The organism is Pseudomonas sp. NY8896 (genome assembly GCF_039634505.1).
Genome location: NZ_CP132350.1, coordinates 4,135,361 through 4,152,185 on the forward strand (window position 1 = coordinate 4,135,361; position 16,825 = coordinate 4,152,185).

A 16,825-nucleotide genomic window follows, 5' to 3' on the forward strand; every position below is an offset into this window, starting at 1 on the left:
GCAATCAACGGGGCGTTAGGCAAACCCGAATAATCGACGCGGGGTGTCCCACATCACCGCACGGCGCTGCCGGGCATCCGGCATCAGGCGCTCGGCCAGTTTCAGCAGCGGCCCGTAGTCCACCCGCGAACGCTGGCGAATGAACGGCCAATCCGAACCCCACACACAGGCTTCGGCGCCAAAGGCTTCGAGCAGGGCCTGGACGTAGGCACCGCTTTGCTCCAGCAAGGCATCGGCTGCGGCGAACTTCTGCATACCGGACAACTTCACGCAGGCGCGGCCACTGTCGGCCAACCGCAGCAGCGCCTGGAAGCCGGCTTGCTGCACACCCGCCGCAACATCCGGTCGGCCGCAATGGTCGATCAGCAGGCGTGCATGGGCGCCTTGCAGCAGGCCATGCAGGTCAAGCAACTGGTCCTCACATACCTGCACCTGCGCAAACAGGCCAAGCTCGGCGAGTTTGCCGAACAGCCCATCAGCGTCCTTCAAGCTGGTTACCCCGTACAGCGCGGGGTTGAAGGCGATACCCACTACACCTTGCGACTGCAAGGCCGCCAGCGCATCGAGGCTGATATCCGCTTCGACCACCGCCACGCCCTTGAAGCGCCCCTGCCCGGTGGCCAAGGCATGCAGCAGGCAGCGGTTGTCGGTGTGGTAGCCGCTGTTGGGGCCAACCAGCAAGGCATGTTGCACCCCATAGGCATCCATCACCCGACTGAACTGCGCCTGGGTGGCGACCTCCTGCCCGGAAGGTGCATAGGGTGCGTCGGGGTGGTAAGGGAAACGCGCAGGGTCAAACAAATGGTTATGGCAATCGATCTTCGCTTCGTCAAAGATGGTCACGCAGCACTCCCGTCAAGCGCCACTGCGCTTGCCTGCAGATCTTGTTATTGTTCGCCGCAAGGGCGATCAGGCTGGGGTTTACGATACTGCGCGGCCGAGTTTGACGCTCATACCCAGATGGCGAAGACCATAACCGAAGGTAATACACATGCTGCTTGGCAACGAAGGCGCAGACGCAAACCCGATGGTGTTCAAACTGCGGCACATGGAAGTGTTCCGGGCGGTGATGCTGACCGGCTCGATCAGCGCGGCGGCCAAGCTGCTTTACGTGTCGCAGCCGGCTGTGAGCAAGCTGATCCAGTACATCGAAGGGCGCCTGGCCTATCCGCTGTTCGAGCGCATCAACAACCGCCTGGTGCCCACGGCCGAAGCGCAGGTGCTGTTTCGTGAAGTCGAGCGGGTGTACCAAGCCGCGTTGGAGGTCAATGAATGCGCCCTGGCACTGGGCGCCGGTGGCCAGCGCAAGCTGCGCATTTCGTGCAGCGCGTCGTTGTCGACGGTGGTCATCCCCATCGCCCTGGCCCAGCTCAAGCGCGAGTCACCGTCGCTGAACATCGAGTGGCAAACCTCGCTGATGGGCGAAATGCCCAACCAGATCCTGTCGAAAAAGGTCGACCTGTCGATTGCCGCCCTGCCGGTGGTGCATGACCACCTGCATTCGCAGGCGTTCATGCGTGGGCGCATGGTGGTGGTGATGCCGCCCGACCACCCGCTGGCTGGGCAACCCACGCTGAGCTTGCAACAGTTGGAAGGCCATGCCTTGCTGCTGTTCCGGCCCGACATGCCGTTTGGCAAGCTGCTCGCCGAGCACATCGAGCGCAGCGCAGTGCAGCTGAAATCACTGTTGTCGTTTACCAATGCCAACGAGGCTGTGGCGCTGGTCAAACAAGGCATGGGCATCAGCGTGATCGACGAGTTCGTTGCGCAGGACAGCGGGCTGGCGGTGGTGCCATTGGCCGATGAAATTCACTTCGATATCAGCTTTGTCTATTCACGGTTCGAGCCGCCGTCTCATGCAGCGGTGCATTTGATGCGGGTGTTGCAGGGCCAGGCGCAGAGGCTTGGGAGAGCGGTGGCATCAAGCTGATGCAGATGGGTGCGACCTCTTGTGGAGGCTGGCCTTGCTGGCGACGGGGCGCGTAGCGCCGCTGTCACCGCTCTCCACCGCATCGATGATCGCCGCGTGCTCTTGCCAGGCGCAATGCTCGCAGCTGGGCGACTCATATCGGACGATGATCAGCGAAGTCATCGGCACAAGCCCGTTGAGAAAACGCGCCAGGGGTACATTGGCGGCCAGGTGCGCCAGCCTCATGTGGAATTCGCCACCCAGGCGGATCGCCGTGCAGCGTTCGCCCTGCTCATGGTGCTGGCGTTCGCGTTCGACCAGCTGGAGGATCTGTGCCGGGCGCGCGCTGGGTGACCAGGCCGATCAGCGTGGTCTCGGCCAGGCGCCGGGCGCTGAGCACCTGGCGCGCCTGCTCGGGCAAGGCGCTGCCCGGTCGCAGGCGCTGTTCGAGAATGGCATCGAACAGCCGAGGGTAGATCTGCTCCGCCGACAGGCGGGTTTCGCCGGCACCCAGCAGGACAGAGAGCGTGGAGCATGTGCGGGTGCTGATGCCGCTGGGCTGCGACCTGGCGCAGGGTTACGGGCTATCGTCACCCGGCGCAATGGCTGGCCGCCTGCCGACTCATTCGCGGTGGGCCTGGACCATGGTTTCGGTCAGCTCGCGCAGCAGTTCGGCTTCATCTTCCTTGCGACAACGCAGCAGCAGGTCCGCGGCTCTCTGGTAGAGGGTGTTCTCGTTGGGATAGCGACCGCTGGCCAGGTTGACGCGTTGCAGCACGCCGTTCAAGCGCCAGGCAAGCCCATCCACATCGCCCACCTCACGCTCCAGTGCGTCGATGTAGAGCGCTGGCACTGCGGGGCCGGTATAGGCACCCGCTTCGGCCGACGGGTCAGTGAGCGTGTCGAAATATTCGGAGGCGCCCATCCAGCGTTCGGCCAGCCTTTCGAAGGCCAGTGGCCGTAAACGGCGCAGCCAGGCTCGCCAGAAGGGTTGGTCCACTGCCCAGTGTTCGAGGGCGGAGGCACTCGTGCCCTCGATCACGGCATCACCCAGGCGTTGCAGGGTCGGCTCATCGAGGTGCGCCAGTTGCGGGAAACGCATGGCCTGCGGTTGCGGCGGCAGGTTCAGCCTCTGTCGTAGCTGGATACGCGCATGCAGGGCCATCTCCAGTTCGTCGGGGTGATCGCTGACCAGTTCCCGATCGCTGATGCCATCGTCGGGGTGCAGGGCTGGAACGGGGTTGTCCGTCGGGTGATGGTCATCGGCCCGCAAGGCCCTGCGTCTGGCCAGCCGCGCCTGATAAAGAGCGCCGACGCGTTCGTCGAGCAGGCGCTGGCGCAGCAGCGCGCGGGCACTGTCCACGGCAACCTGTTCGTCGGCTTCGGCAGCCGCGGCATGGGCGACCGTCTGCCACACCGTCACTTGCGTCTCGACTTGCTGGAACAGCACGATGGCCTGGTCCACGCACTCCTGGGTGGCGTCCTCGAGCAGGTCGTTGATCTGCTGCTGCACCTGCGCCCGGCCCCAGCCGGTATCGGCTTCGCCTTCTTGCGTGCTGGACAGCATTTCGACCACGTGTTGCATGCGCTGGCGCATCTGGGTTGGGGCGTCCAGGAAGTCCTGTGTATCGGGCAGCCGTTCGAGTAGGTTGTAGAGCGGCTGCCACTGTGGATCGTCAGCCGTTTCGGCAATGTGCAAACGCAACGACTCAGGCCAGTCGGCGGCCCAAGGGTTGGCCTGTGCAAGGGCTGGGAGGGTGGTGAAGCCGGCCTGTTCGAGATTGGCCAGGGCCGCTTCGTCGAAAGGATTGCCGTTGAAGGAATAGGCAATGCCTTCGAGGTGATCGCGTACCGCGCGGGCAAAGGCTGTCTGGCTCAGGTCGGGGGTAACGGCGAGCTCGTTGGCGCTCAGGTCCAGCTGGCGCAGCACCAGAGGCTCCTGGTTCATGAGGGCCTCGAGCCCCGCCGGCCATTGGCTGATGTTGGTCAGTTCCAGGTCCAGTCGCTGCAGGCGTGTCCAGCCGCTCAAGTCGGGGGCCAGGGCCAGCGGGTTTTCGTACAGCGACAGCATCTCCAGACGGTTGAGCCCGGCCAGTGCGGTACGTGCAGCCTCATCCAGCACGATCGCGTTCTGAGCCAGGCTCAACCCGATCAAGGCCGGCCAGCGTTGCAGGGCCTGAAAGTGTTCGGCGGTCATGATCAGGTGGTTGAGGTCGGCCTGGAACCAGGCCAGCGACGGCAGGGCGCTGAGGCGCTCGAGCGTAGTCACCGAGAGGGTGTGAATGCCATCGGTGAGGTTGAGCCGTTGCAAGTGGGGCATACGTTCGAGCAGCGCGAGGCTTTCCTCCCCGTCCAGGTCAATGTTGTTTTCCGAGATATCCAGTGCCTGCAGTTCGTGCATCTCGGCCAATGCCTGGGGCAGGCGGCTGAGGCTGTTTTCCGCCAGGTCAAGCAGGCGCAGGCCGGGAAAGGCTTCGAGAAACGCGTTCAGGCCGGGCATGTCTGGGGTGTTGAGACCGTTGAGGTTGAGCAGGCGAACGTGAGGCAGGCCTATGGGCAAAGCGGGTACGCTGGTCAGGCCATGCCCCTCCAGCACCAGGTTGATATCGTCGATGTTGTCGTGCGGCCCTTCTGCGCTTTCCCGGCGCCACGCACTGCGAATGCGTTGCGCGAAGGTTTCGCGCAATCCATGTTGCTGTTCCTGCGCACCGGGCAGGAGGCCCTCGGGGGCGTGTACCCAGCGTTGCAGTACGCTGTCGAGTCGGCGGTAGTCCACCAGCAGTCGCGACAGCATGCGACCGAACGCGCCGGCAGACGGGCCGGCCTGGTGGCGCAGGCGCTGGCGCAGCATCTCCCGGTCGCCTTGCGGTGTGGCGGGGAACAGTTGATCGAACAGCTCGTCTTCAGTCCAGTAAGCGCGTCCTCGGCCACTGAGGCGATAGCCGATACGACGATCACCGGGTAGGCGGGTGGGCAGTCGGTACATCGGTCGAACCGGTGTCATGCCTAGGTCCAGAGCGGCTTGCCGACGGTCACGGGCGGCCAGTTCGAACAGGTTGTCGCGCAGCTTGCCCTGCTCATGGATCAGCAGCCCGAGTGCGTCACGTTCGCTGTCGGGCAACGCCTGCAGCATCGCGCGGTATACATCGCTGCGCCCCGCCAGCTCGTTGCCGAACGCGTCATGGGGGGTATATCCATCGGCGTTGCGCACCAGGGTCTTGGTGGGCAGCCCTTGCTCGCCTGTGCTGGCGAGCAGCCGCCCCCTGAGGTTCGAGTCGCGCAGTTCGAGGCGCAGCTTGCCGCGCCATCCAGGCAGACGCCGTAACGCGGCGAATGCCAGGGCATCGCGGTCGGTGGTGGCGCCGTTGCCATGGTGGAAGCGGGCAAGGGCCTTGCCGATGCGGCTTTCACGCAGGTACAGCCGTGCGGTCTCGGCCAGCCGCAAGGGCAAGCGCCCCGATTGCTGTAGCCGGGCGATGTCGCTGGCCGACGCCTGGGCGAGGATCTCCGAGCGGCTTGCCTGGGTGAGCGATGGGAAGTCGCGAGCCAGGATGGCGGTCAACGGCTGTTCGTTGGCCGGGACGCCGATCGGATGTGCGCCGAGAGCTTCGAGGCTTTCGAGCAGCAACGCGGGGGTTGGTCTGTGATCCAGCAACACTCGGCGCAGCGCTGCGGCATCGTAGCCGCTGCATTGCAACGCTTTGCCGAGGGTTTGCGCATCCAGGCCTTGGGCAGCGGGGCCCAGGTGTTCGAGCAGGGTGTCGGCCTGCCAGTCCAAGGGGCGATCGTGTTCGAACAGCCATGTGCCCTGGCCGTTGCCGAGCAGTGTAGGCTGGTGCCGCTGTCCCCGGACCGATGGCAGGCGAGCGGTGCCGTCTGTGACCTGTTCGAGCGGCAGCGCCTGCCCGTCGCGCTCGAACCATGGCTTGCCCTTCCACAGGTACAGGCCTCGGCCATCACGGGCCTGGCCGAGTGGCCAGGGCCGGGGGCGGGAAAAGGGTGTCAGCTCACCGGACCACAGTCGCTGTTCACCGTCGGTGCCTACTGGTTGCCAGCTGTGCAAGATGCCCTGAGGTTCGATGAAGCGTCCCGCGGCGCCTAGGGCGGCGAACTGTGCAAGGCTTGCCAGCACGTCGAACAGGTGACCGATCGCGGCATCGGCATCGCCTTCGTTGGCGGCGTGCACGCCGTCGAGGAATTCGTCGACCACCTGCGCACCGCCGATGACCAGCATCACCTCGCCCAGACCGGGCACGAAGAATCCCGCCAGGTTGAGCACGGTCAGGCCGACGCCCAGCCAGCTCTGGATGCGGGCTAACTGGGCATCGGCATCACGTTGGGCGACTGGAACGGCCAGGATGGCGGCATCCTGCATGCGTCGCTCGACCTCGATGCGCGCGTACTCGACGAAGCCATCCCTAGGCCACGGCGTGAAGGTGATGTCCAGCCTCGCGTTCTTGTCGAGGGTTTCCTGCCAGAGGTCGGTAGTGGCAGGAAACACGCGTTTGAGCCAGCTGAAGCGTTCGCCTTTCTCCAGCACGGGAGCAGATGGATGCAGCTCGGCATATGGGTAGCGCGGGTACAGGATCTGACGCAGCCGTGCGCTGAAAAGAGGTTGCTCGGCAAGACAGACAAAGCGAGTGAAGTACTCGCGCTCCTCTTGCTGCCACAGCATCTGGGTGAGCGCCGTGCTCGCGGCCTGCGCTGAGGGGTACTGGCGCAGTGGCTGACCAGGATGACCTGGCAGATACAGCAGGCATCGCTCGACAGCATCGCGCGGTGCGAGGCGGACCAGCATAGGGCCATGCAAGGGGATGCCGAACAGGCTGAGGAAGCCGCATTGCAACTGACTGCGTGCTGATTCGGCTAGACCGGCGAATATCGTTTCACCCATCAGTGCACCCTCGGCATCCAGATGCCCTTGCAGCGTAGCCTGGGTCAGCTCGGCAGCGAAGGTGGCCCGGGCGTACTGGCGCACCAGGTCGCGAAAACCGTCGGTATCTATATGGTCGCCCAGGTGATAGCGATAGCGCTGACCGAGGTCGAGATTGCGTACGCCGCTGACGAAGGTGGCCGCTTGTTCGCCCGAGCGCTTTTCAAGGCGGGTGGCCGAGTCGTACAGGGTGACGCGAGCGCCGGCATCGAAGTTCTGCAAGGCTGCCTCGAGCCAGCTATGGCCGTTGCCATCACTCCACACCCGAGCTTGGTCGACCTTGGGCAGCACCTGGTCCGGGAACCAGCGCTGCAGGGCTTGCTCCAGCAGCGGGCGGCAGAAGGTCTCGATGCTTTGCACCGGCGCCAGCGCCTCGCGCAGGCGGCGCATCGCGGCATGGCTCTGCCTGACGCGCTGCTTGAGCAACTGGCGCTCGGCCGTGGACGCCTGCGCGAACCAGGAAGGCATGCGCGTGTGAATGAAGGACAAATGCGGGGACAAGGGGGGCTGGGTCATCGTCGTTGCTCCATTTTCGGGGAGTACAGAGGCTAATGACCCAGGGCCCTGTGGTCGGGCTACATAATTGATGCCCAGCCGGTGGCCGTGTGTTTCACACCTGTGATGCCGTGCTTTTCACCGAGGCCAACTCCGGATGGGCCACCAGCTTGAGGACTTTGGCTGGCCCACGCTTGTGATTCGAGATCAGAGTGGCATTCAGCTGGCCATTCACCGCTCTCACTCCAGATTCTAATCCCTCCTCAAAACACAAGGCCGCTCCCACATGGACCGTACAGGGCTTAAAAACCTACTGTGGCCGACAGCAAGTAGGTGCGCGGTGTGGAAAGGGTCAAGCCGGGCTCACTGTCATCCGAAGCCCCCGCCGAGCTCCAGTAACGGTCATCCAGCACATTCTCGACACTGGCACGCAAGGTCACCTCGGCAGCATCCACCTTGAAGGCATAGCGCGCCCCCAGGTCATACCGCTCCCAGCCGTCGATCTGCTTGCTGTTGTTCTGGTCCAGGTACTGCGAACTGGAATGAATGCCCCGCGCCGTCAGGGTTAGGCCGTTCACGCCCGGCACATCCCACTCGGCACCGAGATTGACGTTGTATTCGGGCGTCGCTGGCGCGCGGTTGCCATCGAAGGCGCCACCCACGGTATCGGTAAGCTCGCTGTCGATGTACATCACCCCACCCAGTACGCGCACCCCCTGTACAGGCTCACCAAACACACTCAGCTCGATCCCACGGTTGTCGCGCTTGCCGTTGGGGCCGAACACCCGCGAGGTGGCGTTGGTTTCGTAGGCCGGCTGGCGAATGCGGAAGGCGCTGGCTGTGAACGCCACCTGGCCAAAATCGTACTTGGCCCCTACCTCAACCTGGCGGCTGGTGAACGGCGGGAAAATCTGGTCCTCGTTGATCGAGGTCGATGGCGCGATCTTGCCTTGGCTCAGGCCCTCCATGTAGTTGGCGTACAACGACAGCTGGTCGGTCACCTTGAGCAACACGCCACCCGACGGTGAGACCTTTTCTTCGTCATAGGCCGTGTCGCCTTTGATGCCGTCGCTCCAGTCATCCACCTGCACCCGCTGCCAGCGCGCCCCCAGGGTCAGCAGCAGACGGTCGGCGAAAAAGCCCAGCGTGTCGGCCAGGGCCACGCCGGAGAAGCGGTTCTCCGTGTAAACCTGCGGGTCGATGCGGGTTGGCGTACCCGGTGTCGGGGTGGCAACCGGGTTGTAGAGGTTGCTCGGCGCCGAGGCATAACGCGCACCGCCGTTGGTGAAGTCCATGTAGAAATAGCTGGCGGCCAGGTTCAGCTCATGGCTGACCGGCCCGGTATGAAACCAGCTGCGCAGGCCGGCCATGGCGGTGCGCACCGATTCGTCGCGAGTGAAATCGCGCGGCTGAACGGTGAAATCGCCGGCATCGTTGGTAATAGACACGTTGTGGCGCAGGAAGTCATGGTTACTCTTGCGCGCGCCGACTGCCCCATAGGCCAGCAGCGATTCGCTGATATCGTACTCGGCGTTCAGCGCACCGAAGGTGTCGTTGGTGCGCGCCTTGCTCCAGGCCTGAGCGTAGTTGTGGCGTACGTCATTGGCATCCGGCACCTTGGCATTCGCACCCACCAGCACACGCTCCTGCGGCGCGTCGGTATCACGCTCGGTATGCCCGAGGTCCGCTGAAAGCCGCAGCCGCTCGCCGCGAAAATCCAGGCCCAGCACGGCCATTTCGCGATCGACACGCTGGTGGTCCCATTCGGTGTCACCGGCCTGCTTCACCCCATTGAAACGCACGCCGAACTGCTGCCCTTCACCAAAGCGTCGACCAACGTCCACGGCGCCACCTGCCTGCCCAGCCGACGCATAGCTGCCGGTGAACGCGGTGATCGGCTTGTCGCCGGCCCGCTTGGGCTGCACATTGATCCCGCCGCCCACGCTGCCACGGGGCGAAATGCCGTTGATCAACTGGCTGGGGCCTTTGATGATGTCGACCCGGTCGGCCATTTCCATGTCGATCGAGTAGGTCGGCAAGATGCCGTATAGGCCGTTGTACGCCACATCACTGTTGAACAGGCTGAAGCCGCGAATGGTGAACTGCTCGAAACGCCCACCCGCCGGGTTGGTCGCGCGCACCGAGGGATCACTGGCAATCAACTCACCCAAGGTACGTGCCTGCTGGTTCTTCACCAGCTCGCTGGTGTAGCTGGTGATGCTGAATGGGGTTTCCATGAAATCACGCGAACCCAGCAGGCCTTGAGCGCCCTGGCGCGCCACCTGGCCACCGGCGTATGGCTGCGTTTCGCTACCTGCAGCCAAGCCGCCGACGATGCTGGTCGGGGCGATTTCCAGTGCGCCGCTGGACTGTGTTGGTACCAGGGTGAAGGCGCCCTCACCCACCGGCATCAACTGCAAACCGCTGTCGCGCAGCAGCTGCAAGAAGCCCTCTTCGACACTGTAGTTACCGGACAGGCCGCTGCTGTGCCGGCCCTGGACCAGTGCCGGGTCCAGCGATAGGCTGACACCAGCCTGGTCGGCGAAGTGGGTCAACGCGGTGCCCAGGCTGGCGGGTGCTACCTGGTAGGTACGCCGGGCAGGCTCATCGGCCCACGCCGGTGCACACAACAACAGGCTCATCGCAAACAACGGATGTGCTGCGCGCGCCAGTGGGCGCGGGCGGCAAGACTTTACTGCAGGCATCGAACAAGGCTCCCCTTTATTTTCTCATACCGGTAATGACCGGCGAGTGAAAAAAAGGGGACAGCCTCATGCACGATTTTCTTGTGCGGCCAGGCTCACCCAATAACGCGTGCGGGTATGCACCTGCAACGGCAGGCTGGCGGCCAGCAAGGCCAGCACCCGGTCGGTATCGTCAAGGCGGAATGTGCCGGTAACACGCAGGCCCTCAAGCGCAGGTGCCCAACGCAACACGCCGCGGCGATACCTGCGCAGCTCGTGCAGCAACTCGCCCAATGGGCGATCATCCAACCGCAGCACGCCTTCGCGCCAGCCCAGTGGCCAAGCGTCGAACCCGTTGACAGGGCCGACACCCGCGGCCTGCAAACTGGCCTGTTGCCCGGCCCGCAACATCACTGCTGGGCCACGCAACGGCTGCAGACTGGCCATCCCATTGACCACCGACACCCGACAGGCCTCATCGACCAGACGCAAGCACACATCGCCTTCACTGAGCAGCACCTGGCCGTAAGGCACCTGCAGGCTCAGGAAAAGGTTACCGGGGACTTTGACTGCCACTTCGCCGCGCAGCAGTGCCACACGGCGTGCATCCAGGTCGATACTGACCGCACTGTCGGTGTTCAACTGCACGAAAGTTCCGTCGCTCAGCAGTACCTGACGGCGCTCGCCTACCGAGGTGCGCAGGTCAGCGGTCCAGGCATCAAGTGGCAGCTCGCGGCCCACCAGCCAGGCCGTCGGCAGCAGCGCCGCCACGCCCAGGGCCTGTTTGAGCAGCGCCCTGCGGCCGGCATCCGGGCGGTCCAGGGTGGCCATCGCCAACGCCCCGGGCAACCCGGAAAACCGCGCACGCAGCAATGCTGCCTTTTGCCAGGCGTCTTCGTGCAGGCTGTTGCTGGCGCGCCATTGCGCCAAGTGGTGCAAGTCAGTCTCACTGGCATCGCCGGAATCCAGCAGCGCCAGCCAACGGGCCGCTGCACGCAGCGCTTCGCGCGTTTGGGGAGGATTGTGGCTCATTGCAAGTCGGCCAGCAGGCAATGTTCATAGGCCTGCGCCATGTAGCGCTTGACGGAGCGTTCGCAAATACCCAGGCGCTGGCCAATTTCGGCGTAACCCAGGCCTTCCAGCTGGCTCCAGAGAAAGGCCTTGCGCACCGGCGCCTTCAGGCCGTCGAGCAACTCATCCAGTGCTTGCAGGGTTTCCAGCAACACCCAACGCTGTTCTGGCGAAGGCACATGCTGCTCGGGCAGGTTGGCCAGGGCATCAAGGTAGGCTTGCTCCAGGCTGCGCCGCTGGTGGAAGTTGCTCAGCAGGCGCTTGCCCACGGTCAGCAGATAAGCGCGCGGTTCGCGAATGTCTGCCAGTGGCTGGGCACTGGCCAATACCCTCAGAAAGGTATCTTGGCTGAGGTCGGCAGCATCCCAGGCATTGCCCAGACGCCGACGTAACCAGGTTTCAAGCCAGCCGCGGTGCTCCCGGTACAGGGCAGGCAGGCTTGGCTCGGTTGGCGGCGCGGCGTCTATCATCGGGAAGGCCCTGCGGCGGTGTAAATAAGATTAATTCTAATTTACATCACACCACAGAACCAAGCGGTTTGTTACCGGTCAGGCAATTGCCGCATCCACCAGCACTTGTGCTTCCTGCACCAGGCGCTGCAGGTGCGCCTCGTCGATGAAGCTTTCGGCGTAGATCTTGTAGATGTCTTCGGTACCCGACGGGCGCGCGGCGAACCAGCCATTGGCGGTCATCACCTTCAGCCCGCCAATGGCCTGACCATTGCCTGGCGCGTGGCTGAGGATCTGCACGATCGGCTCACCGGCCAGCTCGGTCGATTTCACCTGCTCCGGCGCCAGCTTGCTCAGCAGCGCCTTCTGCCGGGCGTCAGCCTTGGCCTCGACACGGGTGGCGAACGGCTTGCCCAGCGCTTCGGTCAGGTCGGCGTAGGCCTGGCTTGGGTTGCGCCCGGTGCGGGCGGTCATTTCGGCGGCGAGCAAGGCCGGGATCAACCCGTCCTTGTCGGTGGCCCACACCGAGCCATCGCGGCGCAGGAACGAAGCCCCTGCACTTTCTTCACCACCAAAACCGAGCGAACCGTCGAACAGGCCCTGGGCGAAGTACTTGAAGCCCACCGGCACTTCATACAGCTCGCGACCCAGGCGCTCGGTTACACGGTCGATCAGGCCGCTGGAGACCACGGTCTTGCCCACGGCGGCGTCGCTGCGCCATTGCGGGCGGTGGCGATACAGGTAGTCGATGGCCACGGCCAGGTAGTTGTTCGGTTGCAGCAGGCCATCGGCGGTGACGATGCCGTGGCGGTCGTGGTCCGGGTCGCAGGCGAACGCTACGTCGAAGCGCTCACGAAGGCCGATCAGGCCCTGCATGGCGTATGGCGACGAAGGGTCCATGCGGATCTGGCCGTCCCAGTCGACGGTCATGAAACGGAAGGTCGGGTCGACCTCGGTGTTCACCACTTCCAGGTCCAGCTGATAGTGCTCGGCAATGGCCGACCAGTAGCGCACCCCTGCCCCACCCAGCGGGTCGACGCCCAGGCGCAGCTTGGCACCACGGATAACGTCGAAGTCGATGACGTTTTCCAGGTCGGCTACATAGTTGCTCACGTAGTCGTGGCGCTGGGTGGTCGGGGCCTGCAGCGCCTGGCCATGGTCCATGCGCTTGACGCCCGCCAGGTTCGCCGCCAGCAGTTCGTTGGCCTTGGCCTCGACCCACTTGGTCACATCACTGTCGGCCGGGCCGCCATTGGGCGGGTTGTATTTGAAGCCACCGCTTTGCGGCGGGTTGTGCGACGGGGTGATGACGATGCCGTCGGCCAGCCCCTGCTGGCGGCCACGGTTGTAGCAAAGGATGGCGTGGGACACGGCCGGCGTGGGCGTGTACTCGTCATCCTTCGATAGCATCACCTGCACGCCGTTGGCTGCGAGCACTTCCAGGGCGCTGGCGGTGGCCGGTGCCGACAGGGCGTGGGTGTCGGCGCCGATGAACAGCGGGCCGTCGATGCCCTTTTCCTGGCGGTACAGGCAGATGGCCTGGGTGATGGCCAGGACGTGGTATTCGTTGAAACTCAATTCAAGCGAAGTGCCCCGGTGCCCCGAGGTGCCGAAGGCCACGCGCTGGGCCGCCACGGCGGCGTCGGGGCGGCCGGTGTAGTAGGCGGTGAGCAGTCGGGGAATATCGACCAGCACGCTGGCCGGAGCCGGCTTGCCTGCCAAAGGACTGAGCGTCATGCAAAAACCTCGAGTTCAACGAATGTTGGGGTTGGAGCGTGCAGTGTACTGAGAGTTGCAAGGGTGTGCGATGGGGGGCAGTAAAGAACAGGCGGTTCAGCCTGTGCTGCAGCTTTGTGCTGGTGTCTTGGTCTAGAGTACAAGCCATACCCTTGTAAAAGAGGCCCCATGGCTTTCCACCGCCTGACCCGCACACACCCTCGCCTGAGCCTCGCCGCAGCAGTTGGCCTTGTTGGCGCCTGGTTGATCCCAGCTGGCGATACCGTGCAGCACATCCTCGCCGGCTGGAACCTAGGCGTATGGCTGTACCTGCTGCTGGTGCTGTACCTGAGCTGGAACGCAGGCCCCGATAAAGTCCGCAAGGTCGCCCGTGTCGAAGACGAAAACGCGGGCATAGTCCTGCTGACCGTGTGCATCGCCGCCATCGCCAGCCTTGCCGCGGTCACCCTGCAACTGGTTTCCAGCCGCGGCCTGCAAGGCACACCGCTGGCCCTGCACTACCTTTACACCGGCCTGACCGTAGCCGGTTCCTGGCTGCTGATCGGCTGCATCTTCAGCCTGCACTACGCGCGGCTGTTCTACACCGGGCAAAACCACGAACCGCCTCTGCGCTTCGCTGATGGCGAACGCAACCCGGATTACTGGGACTTTCATTACTTCTCGTTCACCATCAGCGTCGCGGTGCAAACGTCTGACGTGGGCGTCGCAGGGCGAGGATTACGCCGGGTGGTGCTGGCGCATTCATTGGTGGGGTTCGTGTTCAATACGGCCATTTTGGGGTTCACCATCAATATCGCCGCCGGGCTGCTGGGTTGAACCGCTCGTCTGAAACCTGGATGCTGAACGGTGGCGAAATCATTGCAACTCAACAGGAAAACCGGCCGCCACACTGCCAGGAAAACGTTTGCCACGCGGCCACCGAACAATCCTAACCCACGACAAGGATGTGATCGCTGTCATGCATTAGCGCATTTGTCGTATTTGCAGCCGAGAATCGCCCGTGACAGGTGCTATGTTTACCTTCCCGGCGGCTGCATCGAAGTGGCCACCCGCTCACCACGTCCAGGCATGGACAAGGAGGCTGGCATGAACAAGATGACGTTCCCCAACGCCTGCCAGGTGATGCGCTGGCATTTCCACCCGCTGGGCTTCGAGGCCAGCATGGATGCGCCACGCAGCATGGTCGCGCGGTTGTTTGACCGCGCCAGCGGTGAAACCCTGCTGGCGATTGCCGGCATCCCTTGTGCGGCGATCATGGCCGCCGCCGATGTAGAACGCATCATCGAGGCCGTCGAGGCGGAGATGGATGCCTTCATACCCGCGGTTACCTTGCGCGCTGCGGTCTAGCCCGCAGCGTTACTTTCCTCGCCCATCGCCCGCAACTTGCCCATGAACTGCTCGGCCGGCACCGGCTGGCCCAGCAGGTAACCCTGCAGCGAATCGCAACCCAAGCGGGTCAGGAAGTCCTGCTGCATGTCGGTCTCCACCCCCTCGGCAACGATACGCAGGCCCAACGCCTGGCCCAGTGCGACAATGGCCGAAACGATCGCGGCATCGTCACTGTCCTGCTCCAGGTCGCGCACGAAGCCGCGGTCGATCTTCAGCTCGTTGGCTGGCAAGCGCTTGAGGTACATCAGGCTGGAATAGCCGGTGCCAAAGTCATCGATGGACAGGTCCACACCCATGTCGGACAGGCGCTGCAACACGGTCAGGCTGGCGTCGGCGTCGTGCATGGCGGTGGTTTCGGTGATTTCCAGGGTCAGGCAGTTGGCGGGCAGGCCATTCTGCTCCAGGGCGCGTGCCACGCTCTCTACCAGCCCGGCGTGGCAGAACTGGATGGCCGACAGGTTCACCGCCATGCGCCAGCCGTTGTGGCCCTGGTCCAGCCACTGGCGCATCTGCCGGCAGGCCTCTATCAACACCCACTCACCAATAGGAATGATCAGGCCGGTCTTTTCCGCCAGGCCGATGAAACGGTCGGGCAGCAGCAGGCCATGCTGCGGGTGCTCCCAGCGCAACAACGCCTCGGCGCCGATCGGCTGGCAGGCTTGGGCGTCGAACTTGGGCTGGTAATGCAGGCGGAACTGGCGCTGTTCCAGTGCCTGGCGCAAGTCCTGCAACAACTGCAGTTGCTGGCGGGCGTTGCTGTTCATCGACACATCGAAGAAGCTGTAGCCGTTCTTGCCGGCGCTCTTGGCGTGGTACATGGCCGCGTCGGCATTGCGCAGCAACTCATGCTGGTCCTGGCCGTTGCCTGGGTACAGGACGATGCCCAGGCTGGCCGACAGTTGCAGGTCGTGCTCGGCCACGCGAAATGGCCGTGACACCAGGTTGACCTGCTTGACCGCCACGTCCATGGCATCATTCGGCTCCTGCAGTTCCACCAACAGCACGAACTCGTCACCGCCAATTCGCGCCAGGGTGTCCTGGCTGTGCAGGTGGCCACGCAGGCGCGCCGCCACGGCCTTGAGCAGCAGGTCGCCGATGTGATGGCCAAAGGCATCGTTGACCGGTTTGAAGCCGTCCAGGTCGATGAACATCAGGGCAAAGCAACCGCCCTGCTCCGCTACCTTGGCGATGGCCTGCTCGATACGGTCGGCCAGCAAGGTACGGTTGGGCAGATCGGTGAGGGTGTCGTGCAGGGCCAGTTGGGTGAGCTCTTGGTTGGCCAAGGTCAGCGAACGGGCCAGCTCGGCCGTACGCGCTTCGAGGCGTGCGTCCAACACCGAGGTCAACAAAGCCACAGCCAGTACCGCCAGGGTGGTGATCAGTACCAGGTAGACCAGGCCCTCACCCTGCAGCCCGCCGCCCAGCGCACCACAGAAGCTGCCCTCGGGGAAATTCGCCGCCGCCATACCGGTGTAATGCATGCCGACGATGGCAAAGCCCATGACCACCGCCGCCAGGCCTCGAATCTGCCGCACGTAGGGGGTGTGCCTGCGCAGGCGGAAGGCGATCCACAACGCCGCCGCCGAGGCGCCCACGGCAATCAGCAACGAGGCGCCGAACAACGTCGGGTCGTAATCGATACCCGGCAGCATGCGCAGCGCGGCCATACCGGTGTAATGCATGCAGGCGATGCCAGCGCCCATGATCAACGCGCCAAGCCCCAGTTGCAGCGCCGGCAGGCTCGGCTGGCTGACCAACCACAAGGCAAAGCCCGAGGACAGCACGGCAATCAACAGCGAGAACGCGGTCAGGGCAAGGTCGTAACCCAGGTCGATGGGCAAGCTGAAGGCTAGCATCCCAATGAAGTGCATCGACCACACGCCGATGCCCATGGCCAGCGCACCGCCGCCCATCCACAGGTAGGCAGCTCGGCCCTTGGCCGTGGCGATACGGCCGGTCAGATCGAGGGCGGTATAGGACGCCAGGATCGCCACGCACAGCGAAATCAACACCAGCGAAGAGGAGTAGCTACCGGTCAACATTGGGGAATTCCAGCGACGGGACAGGGTGCCCGGCAAAAGCTGACGATTGTACTCAAGCTTAAGCGAAACGCACGGGGTTTTTGCGAATGGGAATGGATCCAATACCTGGATGATAC

The 16,825-nt window shown here is 63.9% G+C and carries 10 protein-coding genes and 1 pseudogene; 3 read left to right on the top strand and 8 right to left on the bottom strand.

Annotated elements, in window-relative coordinates; all coding sequences use genetic code 11:
- Positions 1 to 15 precede the first annotated feature (15 nt).
- The gene (locus Q9451_RS18475; protein WP_012271989.1) at positions 16 to 843 is read right to left on the bottom strand and encodes an amidohydrolase family protein; all 828 of its coding nucleotides are present in this window, start codon (positions 841 to 843) and stop codon (positions 16 to 18) included.
- A 148-nt stretch (positions 844 to 991) separates the two neighbouring features.
- Here Q9451_RS18475 and Q9451_RS18480 point away from each other — a divergent pair, with 148 nt between their 5' ends.
- Positions 992 to 1,930: a LysR family transcriptional regulator gene (locus tag Q9451_RS18480; RefSeq protein ID WP_012271988.1), complete on the top strand. Its 939-nt coding sequence runs from the start codon at positions 992 to 994 to the stop codon at positions 1,928 to 1,930.
- A gap of 60 nt (positions 1,931 to 1,990) precedes the next feature.
- Here the strand turns inward: Q9451_RS18480 and Q9451_RS18485 are convergent.
- From Q9451_RS18485 to pgm, 6 genes and pseudogenes are all read right to left on the bottom strand, one after another.
- Positions 1,991 to 2,426, bottom strand: a pseudogene (locus Q9451_RS18485) (FCD domain-containing protein); the annotation flags it as partial.
- A 105-nt stretch (positions 2,427 to 2,531) separates the two neighbouring features.
- Positions 2,532 to 7,358, bottom strand: coding sequence for a DUF6543 domain-containing protein (locus Q9451_RS18490; RefSeq protein WP_345960702.1), 4,827 nt, complete (start codon positions 7,356 to 7,358; stop codon positions 2,532 to 2,534).
- 281 nt (positions 7,359 to 7,639) lie between these two features.
- Positions 7,640 to 10,042: a TonB-dependent receptor gene (locus Q9451_RS18495; protein WP_012271986.1), complete on the bottom strand. Its 2,403-nt coding sequence runs from the start codon at positions 10,040 to 10,042 to the stop codon at positions 7,640 to 7,642.
- Between the two features lie 66 nt (positions 10,043 to 10,108).
- The gene (locus tag Q9451_RS18500; protein WP_012271985.1) at positions 10,109 to 11,053 is read right to left on the bottom strand and encodes a FecR domain-containing protein; all 945 of its coding nucleotides are present in this window, start codon (positions 11,051 to 11,053) and stop codon (positions 10,109 to 10,111) included.
- Positions 11,050 to 11,562, bottom strand: coding sequence for a sigma-70 family RNA polymerase sigma factor (locus Q9451_RS18505; protein WP_012271984.1), 513 nt, complete (start codon positions 11,560 to 11,562; stop codon positions 11,050 to 11,052). The genes Q9451_RS18500 and Q9451_RS18505 overlap by 4 nt, the downstream gene beginning before the upstream one ends.
- Positions 11,563 to 11,640: 78 nt before the next feature.
- Complete coding sequence (gene pgm, locus Q9451_RS18510; protein WP_012271983.1) at positions 11,641 to 13,278, bottom strand: phosphoglucomutase (alpha-D-glucose-1,6-bisphosphate-dependent); 1,638 nt, start codon at positions 13,276 to 13,278, stop codon at positions 11,641 to 11,643.
- 168 nt (positions 13,279 to 13,446) lie between these two features.
- On the opposite strand from pgm, the gene Q9451_RS18515 reads away from it, so the two are divergent.
- Together Q9451_RS18515 and Q9451_RS18520 are read left to right on the top strand one after the other, a co-directional pair.
- Positions 13,447 to 14,094, top strand: coding sequence for a DUF1345 domain-containing protein (locus tag Q9451_RS18515; RefSeq protein WP_012271982.1), 648 nt, complete (start codon positions 13,447 to 13,449; stop codon positions 14,092 to 14,094).
- Positions 14,095 to 14,364: 270 nt separating this feature from the next.
- Complete coding sequence (locus Q9451_RS18520) at positions 14,365 to 14,625, top strand: DUF1652 domain-containing protein (protein WP_012271981.1); 261 nt, start codon at positions 14,365 to 14,367, stop codon at positions 14,623 to 14,625.
- Here Q9451_RS18520 and Q9451_RS18525 read toward each other — a convergent pair.
- Entirely contained in the window at positions 14,622 to 16,709 is a 2,088-nt protein-coding gene (locus tag Q9451_RS18525) for an EAL domain-containing protein (protein ID WP_012271980.1), read from the bottom strand. The genes Q9451_RS18520 and Q9451_RS18525 overlap by 4 nt on opposite strands.
- Between the last annotated feature and the right edge of the window lie 116 nt (positions 16,710 to 16,825).